This window comes from Achromobacter sp. T5-5 (genome assembly GCF_055397965.1).
In genome coordinates, this window is the sequence record NZ_AP027919.1 from 3,937,751 (window position 1) to 3,952,456 (window position 14,706).

15 protein-coding genes are annotated in these 14,706 nt (G+C 69.6%); 10 read left to right on the forward strand and 5 right to left on the reverse strand.

The features are described 5' to 3' along the window. Window positions 1-18: 18 nt before the first annotated feature. A complete protein-coding gene (locus ACZ50Q_RS17890) occupies window positions 19-1,530 on the reverse strand; it encodes an ABC transporter substrate-binding protein (protein ID WP_464079142.1) in 1,512 nt (503 codons plus the stop codon). A gap of 36 nt (window positions 1,531-1,566) precedes the next feature. After that, window positions 1,567-3,195 (reverse strand): gamma-glutamyltransferase, encoded by a 1,629-nt coding sequence (gene ggt, locus ACZ50Q_RS17895; protein ID WP_464079143.1) that lies wholly within the window; start codon window positions 3,193-3,195, stop codon window positions 1,567-1,569. 99 nt (window positions 3,196-3,294) lie between these two features. Between ggt and ACZ50Q_RS17900 the strand changes: the two genes are divergently transcribed. Beyond that, window positions 3,295-4,197, forward strand: a complete 903-nt coding sequence (locus ACZ50Q_RS17900) for a LysR substrate-binding domain-containing protein (RefSeq protein WP_464079144.1) — start codon at window positions 3,295-3,297, stop codon at window positions 4,195-4,197. A gap of 3 nt (window positions 4,198-4,200) precedes the next feature. Here ACZ50Q_RS17900 and ACZ50Q_RS17905 read toward each other — a convergent pair whose 3' ends face one another. From ACZ50Q_RS17905 to ACZ50Q_RS17915, 3 genes are read right to left on the reverse strand one after another with little or no spacing between them, the layout of a single operon-like run. Continuing rightward, window positions 4,201-6,372 carry a phosphocholine-specific phospholipase C gene (locus ACZ50Q_RS17905; protein ID WP_464079145.1) on the reverse strand — a complete coding sequence of 724 codons (2,172 nt, stop codon included), beginning with the start codon at window positions 6,370-6,372 and terminating at the stop codon, window positions 4,201-4,203. A gap of 35 nt (window positions 6,373-6,407) precedes the next feature. Then, the gene (locus ACZ50Q_RS17910) at window positions 6,408-6,599 is read right to left on the reverse strand and encodes a hypothetical protein (RefSeq protein WP_464079146.1); all 192 of its coding nucleotides are present in this window, start codon (window positions 6,597-6,599) and stop codon (window positions 6,408-6,410) included. A 20-nt stretch (window positions 6,600-6,619) separates the two neighbouring features. Next, window positions 6,620-8,602, reverse strand: a complete 1,983-nt coding sequence (locus ACZ50Q_RS17915; RefSeq protein ID WP_464079147.1) for an alkaline phosphatase family protein — start codon at window positions 8,600-8,602, stop codon at window positions 6,620-6,622. Between the two features lie 337 nt (window positions 8,603-8,939). On the opposite strand from ACZ50Q_RS17915, the gene ACZ50Q_RS17920 reads away from it, so the two are divergent. The 9 genes from ACZ50Q_RS17920 to gspN all read left to right on the forward strand — a co-directional run bounded on the left by ACZ50Q_RS17920 (window position 8,940) and on the right by gspN (window position 14,706). Then, the gene (locus tag ACZ50Q_RS17920) at window positions 8,940-9,383 is read left to right on the forward strand and encodes a general secretion pathway protein GspC (protein ID WP_076521413.1); all 444 of its coding nucleotides are present in this window, start codon (window positions 8,940-8,942) and stop codon (window positions 9,381-9,383) included. 163 nt (window positions 9,384-9,546) lie between these two features. Next, window positions 9,547-9,918 (forward strand): type II secretion system major pseudopilin GspG, encoded by a 372-nt coding sequence (gene gspG, locus ACZ50Q_RS17925; protein WP_254792100.1) that lies wholly within the window; start codon window positions 9,547-9,549, stop codon window positions 9,916-9,918. Then, on the forward strand, window positions 9,890-10,378 hold the full coding sequence (gene gspH / locus ACZ50Q_RS17930) for a type II secretion system minor pseudopilin GspH (protein WP_076521415.1): 489 nt from the start codon (window positions 9,890-9,892) through the stop codon (window positions 10,376-10,378). The genes gspG and gspH overlap by 29 nt, the downstream gene beginning before the upstream one ends. Then, the gene (gene gspI / locus ACZ50Q_RS17935; RefSeq protein WP_076521416.1) at window positions 10,365-10,793 is read left to right on the forward strand and encodes a type II secretion system minor pseudopilin GspI; all 429 of its coding nucleotides are present in this window, start codon (window positions 10,365-10,367) and stop codon (window positions 10,791-10,793) included. The genes gspH and gspI overlap by 14 nt, the downstream gene beginning before the upstream one ends. A gap of 2 nt (window positions 10,794-10,795) precedes the next feature. Beyond that, complete coding sequence (locus ACZ50Q_RS17940; RefSeq protein ID WP_092581801.1) at window positions 10,796-11,401, forward strand: prepilin-type N-terminal cleavage/methylation domain-containing protein; 606 nt, start codon at window positions 10,796-10,798, stop codon at window positions 11,399-11,401. Then, window positions 11,398-12,369: a type II secretion system minor pseudopilin GspK gene (gspK, locus tag ACZ50Q_RS17945; protein ID WP_464079148.1), complete on the forward strand. Its 972-nt coding sequence runs from the start codon at window positions 11,398-11,400 to the stop codon at window positions 12,367-12,369. Before ACZ50Q_RS17940 ends, gspK begins: the two co-directional genes overlap by 4 nt. After that, window positions 12,366-13,358: a type II secretion system protein GspL gene (gene gspL, locus ACZ50Q_RS17950; protein ID WP_464079149.1), complete on the forward strand. Its 993-nt coding sequence runs from the start codon at window positions 12,366-12,368 to the stop codon at window positions 13,356-13,358. Before gspK ends, gspL begins: the two co-directional genes overlap by 4 nt. Then, window positions 13,355-13,939 (forward strand): type II secretion system protein GspM, encoded by a 585-nt coding sequence (gene gspM, locus ACZ50Q_RS17955; RefSeq protein ID WP_464079150.1) that lies wholly within the window; start codon window positions 13,355-13,357, stop codon window positions 13,937-13,939. Before gspL ends, gspM begins: the two co-directional genes overlap by 4 nt. Then, window positions 13,939-14,706, forward strand: coding sequence for a type II secretion system protein N (gene gspN, locus ACZ50Q_RS17960; protein ID WP_464079151.1), 768 nt, complete (start codon window positions 13,939-13,941; stop codon window positions 14,704-14,706). Before gspM ends, gspN begins: the two co-directional genes overlap by 1 nt.

Here is a 14,706-nt window from a genome sequence, read left to right on the forward strand (position 1 = left end):
GCAATCGCCGCGCCAACATCAATTCCGGGCGAACGTCACGCCCTTCAGGCGGATCATGCCGTCCGGATAGGGCGTGAAGCCCTTGACCTTCTTGCTCATCACAAAGGGCCACGGCTGGTAGTAGTTGTACACGCCGGGCAGCTCGTCCTGGATGATGGTCTGCGCCTGCTCGTAAATCGCCTTGCGCTTGGTTTCGTCGGGCACGGTGCGGGCCTGGTTCAGGAGCTTGTCCACTTCCGGGTTGCAGTAGTGGCCGTCGTTCAGGGCGCCCTTGCAGGTCACGAAGGCATGGATGTTGCCGTCGGGATCGACCCGGCCGGACCAGCCCAGCATCACGATCTGGAAGTTGCCGCCCGAGGCTTCCTTTTGCAGCGCGGCGTATTCCGTGGGACGCAGCGACAGGTCGAAGCCCGCCTCGGACGCCATCGCCTGGACGATCTCGGCGATGGACGAGGTGGTGGTGTTGTTGCCGAACACCAGCTCGGCCTTCACGCGGTCAAAGCCCGCCTGCTTGAGCAGCGCCTTGGACTTGGCCACGTCGCGCTTGGTCACGGGGAACTTGTCGCTGTGATAGGGGCTGGCGGGCGGGAACGGCTGCTGCGCCGGCTCGAAGATGCCGCCGCCGGCCACTTCGTTGATGGCGTTGCGGTCCAGCGCAAACTGGAACGCCTGGCGCACCAGCTTGTTCTTGAACGGGTTGTCCTGGGCGCGCTTGCCGTTGTCCACGTTGAACATGAACTGCTGGAAGCCCAGGCCCGCGACCGGCGCGAACGTCAGGCTGGCGTCTTCCTTGACCTGCGGCGCGTCCGACGGATTCAGGCGTTCCAGCATGTCCAGGTCGCCGGCGCGCAGGTTGGACAGGCGCACGGTGGTGTCGGGAATGGGCAGGAAGGTCACGCGCTTGAAGACGTAGTCCTTCGCGCCGTAGTACTGGTCGAATTTTTCCAGCACGATGCGGTCATTCTGGATGCGCTCGACGAACTTGTACGGGCCGGAGCAGACCGGCTTGCGGCCCACGGCGGCGACGTCGTCCGAGAAGGTCTTGGGCGAGAGCATCATGCCGGCGCGGTCGGACAGTTGCGCAAGCAGCGTGGCGTCCGGTTCCTTGAGGGTCAGCACTAGCGTGGTGGCGTCGGGCGCGTCGACCTTGGCCACCGAGCGCAGCTCGCCCTTGCGCAGGCTGTCGGGCAGGCTCATGGCGCGTTCGAGGTTGGCCTTGGCCGCGGCGGCGTCGAACTTCGAGCCGTCGTGGAACAGCGCGTCATCGCGCAGCTTGAAGGTCAGCACCTTGTTGTCTTCGCTGAACGACCAGGAGGTCGCCAGTTGCGGCACGAAGTGCAGCTTGGGATCGATGTCCACCAGCTTGTCGCAGAGCGACGTGAACACGATGCGGCCCACGTAGGTGCGGGCGCGGTGCGGATCCAGCACGTCCGGGTCTTCCTGCAGGCCGATGCGGATGTTCTGGGCGCTGGCGGCGCCGGCGGCCAGCGCCAGCAGGCTGGCGCCGAAAGTCAAGGCAAAGCGTTTCATATGTGTTTTTTCCCCTTGTGGCTGCATGCCGGTTGATTAGAAGCCCACCGCCTGGCCGTCGCGACGGCTGTCGCTGGCGGCGACGTAGCCCAGTTCGTTGTCGTTCTCGGACATGCGCCAGATGAATTGGCCGGCGCCGAAGTCCATGTAGGGATCGTCAACGGATTTCAAAGCATGCCCGAGGTCCTTCAGTCCCGCAATCGTAGATGCCGTCATGTTGGTCTCGATGTCGAGCGTGAAATCGCGGTTGACCTTCCAGCGCGGCGCGCAGCAGGCGGCCTGCGGGTTCTGGTGGTAGTCGATCATGCGGACCACGGTCTGCATGTGGCCCTGCGGCTGCATGTCGCCGCCCATCACGCCGAAGCTCATGACCGGCTTGCCGCCGCGCGTCAGGAAACCCGGGATGATGGTGTGGAAGGGCCGCTTGCCGCCCTCGACCACGTTGGCCGACTTGGGATCCATCGAGAAGCCCACGCCGCGGTTCTGCATGCTGATGCCCGTGCCCGGCACGACCACGCCCGACCCGAAGCCCATGTAGTTGGACTGGATGAACGAAATCATCATGCCGTTTTCGTCGGCGGCGGTCAGGTAGATGGTGCCGCCAGCGTGCGGACGGCCGGCCTCGAAATGCGTGGCCTGGTCCAAGCGGATCAGCTTGGCGCGGCTGTCCAGGTAGGCGTCCGACAGCATCTGTTCCGGCGTGACCTGCATGGCGCGCGGGTCGGCCACGTACTTGTACAGGTCGGCGAAGGCCAGCTTCATGGCCTCGATCTGGATGTGCTGCGATTGCACCGAGTCCACGGGAATGTCGGCCATGTCGAAGCGTTCGACGATGCCCAGCGCGATCAGCGCGGCGATGCCCTGCCCGTTCGGCGGGATCTCGTGCAGCTCGTAGCCGCGGTAGGACTTGGAGATGGGCTTGACCCATTCCGGACGGTAGTTGCGCAGGTCCTCCTGCGTCATCGCGCCGCCGCATTCCTTGCTGAAGGCGGCGATGCGTTCGGCCAGTTCGCCTTCGTAGAAGTCGCGGCCCTTGGACGCGGCGATGCGGCGCAGCGTGTTGGCGGCGTCGGGGAAGCGGAAGTGTTCGCCCACCTTGGGCGCGCGGCCCTCGGGCAGGAAGGCCTGGGCGTAGCCCGGCTGCGACTTCAGTTCGTCGGCCGCGGCGGCCCACTTGTGCGCCACCACGGGCGGCACGGCATAGCCGCGCTCGGCGATCTCGATGGCGGGCTCGAACAGTTGCTCGAACGGCAGCTTGCCCAGCTTTTCATGCAGCGCGGCCCAGCCGGCGACCACGCCGGGCACGGTGACCGCGTCCCAGCCGCGCTTGGGCTGGATGGCCAGGCCGTCGGGGCCCGTGCCGTACTTGCGCTTGAAGTATTCGGTGCTCCAGGCCGCGGGCGCGACGCCCGACGAATTCAGCCCGTGCAGTTCCTTGCCGTCCCACACGATGGCGAAGCAGTCGCCGCCCAGGCCGCAGGAAACCGGTTCGACCAGGACGATGGTGGCCGCGGCCGCAATGGCGGCGTCCACGGCGTTGCCGCCCTTGAGCAGCATGCGCAGCCCCGCCTGGGCCGCCAGCGGATGCGACGTGGAGACCACGTTGCGGGCAAACAGCGGGATGCGAACGGAAGGATACGGGTTGCCCCAGTCGAAGGATTTCATGTGGCGGGTCTCTTAAGGCATATGGTTAAGCGGGCGAAGTTACTCTCGTGCTTTAATTAAATCAATTTGATTTTTTGTTCCGTCATAAAAGAATTTTTTATGAGTACGATCCGCTTCATGCGCACCTTTCTGGCGGTCGCGCACCACGGCTCCTTCTCCGAAGCCGCCGAGCAGGTGGCGCTGACGCAGGCGGCCGTGAGCTTCCAGATGCGGTCGCTGGAGGCCGAGCTGGGACGCGAACTTTTCGACCGCAGCGGGCGCCTGGCCATGCTGAACGCAGCCGGCCGGGAATTGCTTCCTGAAATCAAGCACTTGCTGGATTTATACGACAAACTGAGGCGGCCAAGCACGGCGCCCGGCGAACTGGCGGGCTCGGTCTCGGTCGGCAGCATCGTGTCCTGCATGGGCACGCTGTCCAAGGTGATCTCGGGCCTGAAGAAAGCCCATCCCAAGCTGGACGTGCGCATCCTGTCGGGCAAGGCCAGCGAGCTGGCGGGCAAGGTGGAAGACGGCGAGCTGGACGCGGCCTTCCTGGTGGAAGCCGGCCGCAAGATGGCCAGCACGCGCTGGACCCCGCTCTATGAAGAACAGATGGTGGTGATCGCGCCGCGCTCGGCGGCCGGCGATGACGCCCGTCAGGTGCTGGCAGGCAATCCCTTCCTGCGCTTTGACCGCACCCAGCGCACCGGCCTGCAGATCGACCGGCTGCTGCGCCGCATGGCGGTGCCGGTGAACGATTTCCTGGAATTGAACGCCATCGAGACGCTGGTGGAGCTGGTGCGCCAGGAGGTCGGCGTGACCCTGCTGCCGCTCATCAACGGCGCGAACTGGCAGCACAGCCCGGAATTGCGGATCCTGCACCTGCCCGCGGACCTGGGACCGCTGTCGCGCTCTATCGGCATGCTGGAACGGCGCGAGCATGCCCGCCAGGGCATCACGGCGGCGATCTGCGAGGCGTGCGCGAAGGCCTTTCGCGCACGCGAACCGCACGCCGCCGCCTGAGGCTTACTCGGCCATCGCCGGGTCGGTCACCGACGCCTTGCCGGTTTCGACGCGGCCGGCAAAGCGGCGCAGCCACGACGGATCCTCGGCCAGCCGCACCGTGAAGTCGTACCACGCATGGCTGGCCGCCAGCGCCCAGTGCTGCTCGACCTGGCCGCCCGCCGGCACCGTGAACGTCCAGCGTTCGTGGTTGGCGTAGTAGGCGTTGGGCGTCACTTCAAAGGTGCACGGCGTCTTGCCGGCGTTGATGAAGCTGACGTAGACGTCGCCGTTGGCGATGTCGTAGCAGACGCGGATCTCGGCATCTTGCTGCGCCGTGCGGTCCTGCGCCAGGTCGCCCGCGAAGTGGCGGTGCCAGCCGTTGGGACCCAGCACCCACAGGTCGTACTTGCCGCCGTCGGCCGCCGTGTCCCAGTTGCCTTCGAGCTGCTTGTCGGGTTCCACCGTGTAGCGGCGCGGCAGGCGGTCCAGGTGCAGGCGGTCATAGACGTGGAACACCGCGGCCTGCTTGCCCGTGTTGGAGAACACCAGCCACATGTTGCCGGTCTCGGGCTGGCTGCGGCCGCTCGTGTGCAGCTCGTACGGCAAGGGACGCGAATAGCGCACGCCCTTCTCCTGCACGCCCTTGGCCTGCGTGGACGGATCGGGCAGCGGCACCGCGGTCAGCGCTTGCTGCGCGGCGCGTTCCTGGTCGGCGCCGGATCGGGTCAGCAGGTTCAGGTCCGGCAGCGTCTCGTCGTTCGGCGTGGCAAAGTTGAAGGCCGAGGTCAGGTCGCCCAGCACCGCGCGGCGCCACGGGCTGATGTTCTCTTCCTTCACACCGAAGCGCGCTTCCAGGAAGCGCAGCACCGACGTGTGGTCGAACGCCTGGGAATTGACCCAGCCGCCGCGGCTCCACGGCGACACCACGTACATGGGCACGCGCGGGCCCGGACCGTAGACGCGGTTGTCGGCGGCATCCTGGGCGGACGCGTGGGTGTGGCGCTCCAGGTCGGTATTGACGGTGGAGGCGCCGGCCATCGACCCATCGGCATTGAGCGACGGCGCGGCGGGCGGCGGCACGTGGTCGAAGTAGCCGTCGTTCTCGTCGAAGTTGATGAGCAGGACCGTCTTGCTCCAGACGTCCGGGTTGGCCGTCAGCGCGTCCAGCGTTTCCTGGATGTACCAGGCGCCCTGCACGGGGCTGGACGGGCCGGGGTGCTCCGAATACGTCGCGGGCGCCACGATCCACGACACCTGCGGCAGCGTGCCGTTCAACGCGTCGTCGCGCAGGGCCTGCAGGAAGCCGCCGTCCGGCATGGTGTTGGCCGTGCCCTTGTACAGCGGGTTGGCGGCGTCCATGCTGGGCGTCCAGGCCGGATAAGGCGAGCCGTTGCTGCCGTTGCCCGCCAGTTCATTGGCGCGGCGGTATTGCTGGAAGCCGGCCAGCGGGTTGTCGCCGAAGTTCTCGGGCAGGTTCTGGTAGACCTTCCAGGTCACGCCGTTTTCCTGCAGGCGTTCCGGATACGTCTTCCAGGTCCAGCCGGTCGACGAGGCGCCCAGGCTGTCCCACTGGTTGCGGGTGGACGGGCCGTTGCCCTGCGCCAGCGGATCGTTGGTGCCGGTCCAGTGGAACAGGCGGTTGGTGTTGGTGCCGCCGTGCGTGGAACAGTGATAGGCGTCGCACAGCGTGAAGGCGTCGGCCAGCATGAACTGGAACTCCACCTCTTTCTGGCGGTAATAGCCCATCGACTGGTTCTGCTTGTAGCGCGGCCACTGGTCCATGCGGCCGCCGTCCCAGGCCATCTGCGCGTCCACGTAGTCGTGGGGCGTGCCGGCCACGCGCTGGGCGTTGCCCTGCGTGCTGTCCAGGTGGTACGGCATCACGACACGCGTGCCGTTGGTCTGCTCCCAGACCGAGCGATTGTCCGGCAGCGGAATGGTGATGCGGTCGCCAAAGCCGCGCACGCCCTTGAACGTGCCGAAGTACATGTCGAACGAGCGGTTCTCCTGCATCAGGATGACCACGTGCTCGACGTCGTTGATGGTGCCGGTGCGGTTGTTGGCGGGAATGGCCAGCGCGCGGCGGATGGCCGGCGGGAACATCGACAGCGCGGTCAGCCCCGCGGTAGAGGCGGCGGCGTTGCGCAGGAAGCGGCGTTTGCCGGCGTGGATCGTGTCTTTTTCGGACTTCACGGATTGTTTTCCTATGGGTCTACAGAGGGCGCGGCTCAGGGCGCGCAACGCAGTTCGGGCTTGGCCGGCGTGGGCGGCGTCGTGGGCGTCTCGGGCTGGGTGGGGTTGCCCGGGGTGCCGGCGTCATCGTCGCCGCCGTCGTCGCCGCCGCAGGCGGCCAGGGTGGCGGTCAGCATCAGCACCGCGCTGGCCCGCAGGAAACCGCGCAGAATCATGGACTTGCTCATGGGGTGTCTATCCTTGGACATCAGGGAAACAGTTCGGAGACGGACTTGCCGGACATGGCCAGGGACTTCACTTCTTCCTCGGTCAAGGCTCGCGACCAGAACGCCAGGTCATCAAAAATCATCGTGTAGGGGCCCCTGGTGCCGGCGCAGCAGATGCCGTAGGTGCCCTTGCCGTCTTCGTTCAGGCCGATGTGCGGACCGAAGATGCCCGCCACCGCGGTCAGGTCGACGCCCGGCGTGGCCGTGGACGTGACGGTGCGCACGAAGCCCAGCTCGCTGTCGTAGCGGTAGGCCGTCATCGTCTTGGCCGTCTTGTCGATGGTCATCGCGATGTAGACCGGCTTGTTGGCCGTGAACTTCACGCCGTTGATATCCGCACGCTTGCCGCCGCCCGCGATGTTGAAACGCAGCTCGGGGCCGGCCCACTGGGCGATGGTGATGCCGGGGTTGCCGCCGGAGTTGTAGTCCTTGTTGCCCACGATGGAGCGGTCGTTCGCCGTGCCGTCGGACTGATACCAGAAGCCGATGGTGAAGGCCTGAACGCTGTCCAGCAGGCCCGCCGGATAGTCCAGCTTGAACGCGCCCAGGGCGGCCGCGCTGCGCTCGTTCTGGAAGCTCTTGCCGAACACGCCGGGGTCGGCATAGGCCGGCGCCTGCGTGCCGTCGTACGGCGTGATCGCGCCGCCGCCCGCGGCCTTGTCGGCCACGTCGCCCTCGAACGGGAAGAACATCGTCAGGCCGGTGCGCAGCGAGGCCAGCAGCGGCACGGGCTTGGCGTAGACCACCGTGGCGCGCGCGGCGCTGACCGCCCGGCCGGCCGACACGCTGTAATGCAGCGCGTGCACGCCTTCGGTGTCGAACGTGAAGCCGGTGTCGACGTATTCCGTGGCGGTGCCGGGCAGGCGCGCCACCTCCACGCCGTCGCGGCTGACCACGATGTCGCCCTCGGGCTCGCCGACGCGCACCCAGGTCACGGTCACGCTCTTGTTGTCCATGGACGTGGTGGTGGCGACGCGGCGCAGCGCCAGCGGTTCGCTGAGCGAGGTGCCGGCCATGTCGTAGGCGTCGGCAGCGGGCAGCGCGCCCAGGTGCGACAAAACCGTGGGCGCCACGTCGGCGGCGCTGGGCAGCGCGTACCAGTTGGTGTCCCACAAGCCGTCGAACGACGCATCGTCGGCGCTGCCGCCCAACAAGGCGGGCTGGTTGGCCGCCAGCAGGATGGTCTTGTTGGTCGAGAACGGCAGGCCGTCGCTGCCGCCGGTCTTGTCCAGCCCGTGGCTGGACGCCACCACCATCAGCCAGTTTTCGCCGGGATGATCGGCGCGGCGGTCGGCAAGCTGCTTGGCCAGCACGCCGATCGCGGCGTCGGTCTGGCGGATGACGGCTTCGTAGGTCGTGCCGAAGCCGCTCTCGGCGGCGGCGCGTTCCGGCGCGCCGAACTGCGCCACCACCACGTCATAGCCCTCGGCGATGCGGTCCCGGGCCTGCGAGGCGACGCAGTCGTCCACGCCGGCGCAGTCCGTCACCACCTGCACGTAGCCCGCGTCGCGGTCCACGCCCAGCAGGCCGGCCAGCAGCGGCGAGTTGAAGGCGCCGGCAATGCGCGCCTCGGGCTGCGCGGTCTTGACGCGCTGGAACAGGCTGGGCGCCTTCATGGCCTGGCCCTGCGCATTGGAGCGCACGCCATGCACATCGGCCCATTGCCCGGTCAGCAAGGTGGCCCAGCCCGGCGCGGCCAGCGTGGGCTGCTGCGTCACCGTGCCCGTCACCCCGCCCGTCCAGGCGCGCGTGGCGGTGAGCTGGCCGATGTTGGGCAGGGTCTTGTCGGTCATGCCGCGGCGCAGCGCGTCGTAAGTCAGGCCGTCGACGCCCACGAACAGCACTTTGTCGACGCTCGCCTCGCCGGGCGAAGTCACGGGCGGCTGCGTCGGCGGGGCCACGGGCTCCTCGTCGTCGTCATCGCCGCCTCCACAGCCGGCCAATGCGCTGGTCGCCAGCAACATGGCGCACCATCTTCTCCAATTCAATGTCTGCATTGCTTCTCTTCTCGGTTTATGAAGGGGGTCTTGCGCTGGCCGACATGGTGGCGGTCCAAGGTGAAAGACCCGTGAAACAAAGAAGAGAAACGTTGATCGTTGGATCAGGATTCTTTTGCGCAAGACGCAAGGCCGGGACGCCGCACGCGCGATCCGTTTGCGCGCAACGCAAGGCAGCGGGCGCGGTCAAGCGCTTGTCCGGGCAGGCCCGCGAGCGCGCTTGCCACGCGGCGGCCCGCCATTGCATGGCTGTCATGAAACGCCGCTATAGTCGGCCGCGTCGTTTCGTTCGCCATCGATTGCCATGCCCCTGTCCCTGCGCCTGCCCCTGCCCTCCGCACCCACCGCGTTGCGTGTCCTTGCCGTGCTGGCCTTTGCGGCGGGCGTGGGCGTGTGGGCCTCGGTCCTCCTCGCGCCGCGGCCCGGCCCGTTGCCACCCGCCGTCTCGGCCGCCGCGCCGCGCGCGGCCGACAATACACCGGTCGCGCAGTGGTTCGGCAAAGACGAAGCCATGCGCACGCAGATCACCGTGCTGGGCGTGATCGCGGCCGGCCCCGACGGCGCGGCGGTGCTGAGCGTGGACGGCGGCCCGCCGCTGGCCTGGCGCACCGGCGCGGAAGTGGCGCCGGGCATCGTGCTGCGCGACATCGCGGCTGACGCCGTCACGGTCGAGCAGTCGGGCCGCGCGAGCCGCCTGGCGGCGCCGGCGGCGCAGGACGCGCCGGGCGGCATCACCCGCGAAAAGTAGGAAGGCGCGCGCACCGCGCGTTGCGCAGGCGTCCGGCTGCGTGCGCATTACTGTCATATTTCATGTCCACAATCCCGGGCTTCTACAGAATGACCGGAGTCGGAAAGTGCGTCAGTTACCGCGCGGGCTTGCCCGCCAGCAGGGCTTCACCCTGATCGAGATCATGGTGGTCATTGTGATCATGGGCATCCTGGCCGCGCTGGTGGTGCCGCGCGTCCTGGACCGCCCCGACCAGGCCCGGCAGGCCGCGGCGCGTCAGGACATCGGCGGCATCATGCAGGCGCTCAAGCTCTACCGCCTGGACAACGGCCGCTATCCCACCACCGCCCAGGGCCTGCGCGCGCTGGCGCAAAAGCCGGACGGCGTCGCCAACTGGCGCGGCTACCTGGACAAGCTGCCCAACGATCCGTGGGGCCACCCCTATCAATACCTGAGCCCCGGCGTCAAAGGCGACGTCGACGTGTTCTCGTTCGGCGCCGACACCAAGCCCGGCGGAGAAAACGGCGATGCCGACATCGGTTCGTGGGAACTCTGAACGCGGCTTCACGCTGGTCGAAGTCCTGGTGGTGCTGGTGATCGTGGCCATCGCCGCCAGCATGGTGAGCCTGTCCATCGGCCGCGGCGACAACCGCCTGCGCGGCGACGCCGAGCGCCTGGCCGACGCGTTCACCGTGGCGCAGAGCGAGGCGCGCAGCGACGGGCGATCCATCCGCTGGCTGGCCAACGGCCAGGGCTGGTCGTTCGAGCGTGCGGGCCGGCCGCCCGGCCCGACGGCGCAGGACGACATCCCCGTGGCCGCCGACCGGTTCGACCATGACGAGGTGCTGCGGCCGCAAGCGTGGTCGGCAGCCCCCGTGCAGTGGCGGCTGGACCCCGACCGGCCGCTGGTATTCAACACGGAGTGGGTCGCCGCGCCCATGACACTGAACCTGAGCGCGGGAGACGCGCACGTCACGCTGCAGCGCGACGCCGCCGGACGCTATGACATCCGCTGAGGCATCCCCGGACGATTCCACGGTCGCGTTCCCCGCTGCGTCCCGGCGCGAGCGCGGCTTCACGCTGATCGAAGTGCTGGTGGCGCTTGCCATCATCGCCGTGGCGATGGGCGCGGCCCTGCGCGCCACGGGCGTCATGGCCGCGAACAACCGGGCCCTGCAGGACAAGACGCTGGCGCTGCTGGCCGCGCAGAACGCGCTGACGCAGCTGCGGCTGGAACAGGCCTTGCCGCGCGCCGGCTCGCAGACCGTGCCCTGTCCGCAAGGCGGCCTGGCCCTGCAATGCGAACTGGTCTTCACCAACTCCATGAACCGCAGCTTTCGCCAGGTGGCCGTCAAGGTCCACGACGCGGCGTCCGCGCGCGAAGGCGCGATCCTGCTGCAGCTCGACGGGCTGCTATCCAGCCTGCGATGACGATGCGCCGTTCCCCCAGATCCCAGGCCGGCTTCACGCTGATCGAAGTGCTGGTCGCGTTGGCCCTGATGGCGCTGGTCAGCCTGATGGCCTGGCGCGGCCTGGCCAGCGTGTCGGGCGCGCGCGACCTCATCGCCGCGCAGGCCGAGGACACCGACGCCATCGTCCGCACGCTGGGCCAGATGGCGCGCGACGTGGAGCTGTCCTACACCGGCCCGGCCTTCGATTCCCCGGGCCTGGATGCGGTGGCGTTCACGACCGGGCTGCGCCTGCTGCCGCGCGCGGCGGGCGGCCAGACCCTGGAAATCCTGCGTCCCGACCCCGACGGCAACGGCCTGTGGCAGCGCGTCCACTGGCAGGTGCGGGCAGACGGCCTGTGGCGCGCCAGCGGCCCGTCCGCGCCGCGCAGTCCCCTGCCCGCGGCCAACGCGGGCGTGCTGCTGCTGCCCGGCGTGCGCACCCTTGCGCTGCGCGCGTGGGTGCCGGGCGTGGGCTGGGTGGACGCCAACGCCTCGTTCGCGGCGGCGCCCACGGGCCTGGAGATCGCCTTCGAACGCGGCGTGCCGGGCGACCTGCGGCGCTACACGCGCATCCTGGAGCTGCCATGAGGCCGGCCCTCGCCCGCGCGCCCACCACGCCTGGAAACACGGCCCGCGAACGCGGCGCGGCCGTGGTCAGCGCGCTCATCATCGTGGCGATCGTGGCCGCGCTGACCACCAGCCTCTTCCAGCGGCAGACCGCCAGCACCCGCCGCGTGGAGAACGAAATGGCCCGCGTGCAGGCGCGCGCGATGCTGGCGGGCGGCATCGACTGGGCCCGGCTGGTCGTGCGCGACCACGGCCGGCGCGAACCCATCACGCGCGGCGACCAGATCTGGGCCACGCCCGTGCTGGACACCCGCATCGAGCGCCCGGACGACGACCGCGTGGCGGTGTTTTCAGGCGCCGTGCAGGACGAACAGGGCAAATACAACCTCTATAACCTCGCGCGCAATGGCGTGCCCCAGCCCGAGCAGGAAGAGATCCTGCGCCGCCTGCTGGCCACGCTGGAACTACCCGATACGCTGGCCGCCCGCATCGTCGACATCGTCGCGTCCGCGCAGCCGCCCGCCCTGGCGGCGGACGCGCCGACCAATCCGGCGCGCCCCGCGCCCCAGGCCCGCGCACCGCTGCCGCGCGGCATGGACGAAGTGGCGGCGCTGCTGGCACTGGAGCCGCCGATGCGCAATGCGCTGCGCCGCACGATGACGCTGTTGCCGGCGGCCACCAACGTCAACGTCAACACGGCGCCCGCGGAGGTCATCGCCGCGCTGGTGCCCGGACTGTCGCTGGCCCAGGCGCGCGCCATGGCCGGCGAGCGCGACCGCGGCAACTGGTTCAACAACCCCGGCGACTTCGCCAACCGGCTGACGGGCACGGGCATCAAGACGCCCGCGCCGTCGGTCGCCACCAACAGCGGCTGGTTCCTGGCCAGCGGCACCGTGGTCTACGAACGGGCGCGCGTCTCCATGCAGGCGCTGCTGCGCAGCGTCCCGCCGGCCGCTCCCGAAACGATCTGGACAAGAGACTCACCGTGAAGAACACCCTGCGCATCGCGTTGCCCCTGCTTGAGGAATTCGGCGCCGATTCGCCCCTGCCCTATGCCTGGTTCGACCGGCGTGGCCGCTGCGTGCGGCAAGGCGAGCTGGCGCTGCGCGCCCTCGGCCACGCCTGGCCGCAGGCCCTGTGCGAGGCCGTGCTGCACCCCGCCGACGTCATCGCGGCCACCGTGCAGATTCCGGCGGTGGCGCGCGCGCATTTCGGCGCCGCCGTGCGCGGCGCCCTGGAACCGCTGGTGCTGAGCGATCTGGAAGGATTGGCGGTAGGCCACGGCACGCGCACGGCCGATGGATCCGTGGCGCTGGCCTGGTCCCCGCGCGAGCCCGTGCGGCGCGCCTGGGGCCTGCTCAGCGCCCAGGGCCTGCGCGTGCGCGCGCTGATCGCGCCCCAGACGCTGGCGCCGGCGACGGACGCGCCTTTGCGCGATCCGGCCGATCCGCGCTGGCTTGCGCCCTCGCCCCCCTGGTCGCTGGCCATGCCGCAGCTTGCGCCGGCCAGCGTGTCGCGCTGGCGGCCGGTCTGGCGCTGGGGCGCGCTGGCCGCCGTCGTGTGGATCGCGGGCCTGAACCTGCATGCCGCGCAACTGCGTGGCGAAGCCGATGCCCTGAAGAACGGCATGCGCGACCAGGTGCTGGCCGCCTTTCCCAACCTGCCCGTGGTGCTGGACCCCGCGCGCCAGGCGCAGCAAGGCCTGGACGCGCTGCTGGCCAATCGCGGCGCGGCCAGCGCCGGCGACTTCCTGCCGCTTGCGCGCGCGGCGGCCCAGGCCCTGCCCTTCGCCGCCGACAAGGTCGCGCACCTGACCTACGCCGACCAGGCGCTCACGCTGCAGCTCGCCGACGCCGGCCCGCAAGCGCAGCGCGTCGCCGAAACCCCCGCGCTGATCCAGCAGGCCGCCGCCCTGGGGCTGAAGCTGGAACGCGGCGACACCGACAACACCTGGCGCATCGTGCGCAGCCAACCATGAAACCGCTCGATCGACTGCACAACGCGTGGCAAGCCGCCCGCAAACCCCTGGATCCGGCGCTGGCGCGCGCCCGGCAGCGCTACGGCGCGATGGCGCCGCGCGAACGCCGCCTCGTCACCGGCGCGGCCCTGCTGCTGGGCGCGGCGATCGTCTTCGTCGGCCTCATCGAACCCGCCCTGAAGACGATGCGCACGCTGCAGGCAGAGTTGCCCGGGCTGCGCGCGCAGGCCGCCACCGTCGCCGACCTGACGGCGCAGGCCACGGTCCTACGCCAGCGCAGCGCCGCGCCCGCCGCATCCATGCCCGCCCGGACGGAACTGGCGGCCAGCCTGGAACGGGCGGGCTTGCCCGCGGGGCTGTGGACGCTGTCGGATGGCGAGGCGGGCGGCGTGGAACTGATGCTGGACCAGGCGCCGTCATCCGCGCTCATGCGCTGGCTGGACGGCGCGGGGCGCGACTGGGGCCTGGCCATTGCGCAGGTGGACCTGACGCGGGCCGCCAACCCCAATGGACGCCCGCTGCCGGGCCTGGTCAACGGCAAGGTCGTCCTCTTGCCGCCGCAGGCGGCAGGGAGCCGCTGATGCGCTGGAGACTTCCCTTCCCGCGCAGCGCCGGGCTGTGGCTGGCCGGCGCGCTGTGCGCCGCGGCGGCAGGCGCGGCCGTGCTGCCCGCGCGCTGGGCGCTGGCGCTACTGCCCGACGACGCGCCGGTCACGCTGGCCGACGCCAGCGGCACCCTGTGGCGCGGCAGCGCATGGATCGCGCTCGGCCCGCCCGGCACCCGCCGGGTGCTGCCGCAGCCCGTGCAATGGCAATGGCGCTGGGACGCCATGGCGCTGGACCTTTCCCACCCCTGGCTGCAAGGCACGCTGCGCGCGCGGCCCGGATGGAACGGGCTGGCGGTCCCGGCGCAATCCCTGCGCGTGCCCGCCACGGTGCTGCCCGCGCTGGGCGCGCCGTGGAACACGCTGGCCCCGCAGGGCATGCTGGAAATCAACTGGCAGCCGCTGCGCCTGGGCGCCCCGCTGCCGCCGGGACCAGCCGTGGACCTGCGCTGGCGCAACGCCGGCACCGCGCTCACGCCGGTGACGCCGGTAGGGACTTACCTGCTGCGCGTGCAGGGCGGCGGCAAGTCCGGCGCCACGCTGGTCCTCAGCACGGAGAGCGGACTGCTGGATGTGAAGGGCCAGGGCAGCGCGGGCGGCCGTGGGTTGAGCTTTCACGGAGAAGCGACGTTCGCCAAATCGGCGAACGAAGCCGATCGCGCCGCCCTGGACGGCCTGATGTCCACGCTGGGCCGGCGGTCAGGCGACACGGTGACGTTCGGGACGGGTGCCTCCGCGCGATAG

Excerpts from the sequence above, each read along its gene's own strand:
- ACZ50Q_RS17940 (WP_092581801.1), top strand. The coding sequence starts at position 10,796 with ATGCGCCGTTCCCCCAGATCCCAGGCCGGCTTCACGCTGATCGAAGTG.
- gspG (WP_254792100.1), top strand. The coding sequence starts at position 9,547 with ATGGTGGTCATTGTGATCATGGGCATCCTGGCCGCGCTGGTGGTGCCG.
- ACZ50Q_RS17910 (WP_464079146.1), bottom strand. The coding sequence starts at position 6,599 with ATGAGCAAGTCCATGATTCTGCGCGGTTTCCTGCGGGCCAGCGCGGTG.
- gspN (WP_464079151.1), top strand. The coding sequence starts at position 13,939 with ATGCGCTGGAGACTTCCCTTCCCGCGCAGCGCCGGGCTGTGGCTGGCC.
- gspM (WP_464079150.1), top strand. The coding sequence starts at position 13,355 with ATGAAACCGCTCGATCGACTGCACAACGCGTGGCAAGCCGCCCGCAAA.
- ACZ50Q_RS17900 (WP_464079144.1), top strand. The coding sequence starts at position 3,295 with ATGAGTACGATCCGCTTCATGCGCACCTTTCTGGCGGTCGCGCACCAC.
- gspH (WP_076521415.1), top strand. The coding sequence starts at position 9,890 with ATGCCGACATCGGTTCGTGGGAACTCTGAACGCGGCTTCACGCTGGTC.
- ACZ50Q_RS17920 (WP_076521413.1), top strand. The coding sequence starts at position 8,940 with ATGCCCCTGTCCCTGCGCCTGCCCCTGCCCTCCGCACCCACCGCGTTG.
- gspK (WP_464079148.1), top strand. The coding sequence starts at position 11,398 with ATGAGGCCGGCCCTCGCCCGCGCGCCCACCACGCCTGGAAACACGGCC.
- ACZ50Q_RS17915 (WP_464079147.1), bottom strand. The coding sequence starts at position 8,602 with ATGTTGCTGGCGACCAGCGCATTGGCCGGCTGTGGAGGCGGCGATGAC.
- ggt (WP_464079143.1), bottom strand. The coding sequence starts at position 3,195 with ATGAAATCCTTCGACTGGGGCAACCCGTATCCTTCCGTTCGCATCCCG.
- ACZ50Q_RS17890 (WP_464079142.1), bottom strand. The coding sequence starts at position 1,530 with ATGAAACGCTTTGCCTTGACTTTCGGCGCCAGCCTGCTGGCGCTGGCC.
- gspI (WP_076521416.1), top strand. The coding sequence starts at position 10,365 with ATGACATCCGCTGAGGCATCCCCGGACGATTCCACGGTCGCGTTCCCC.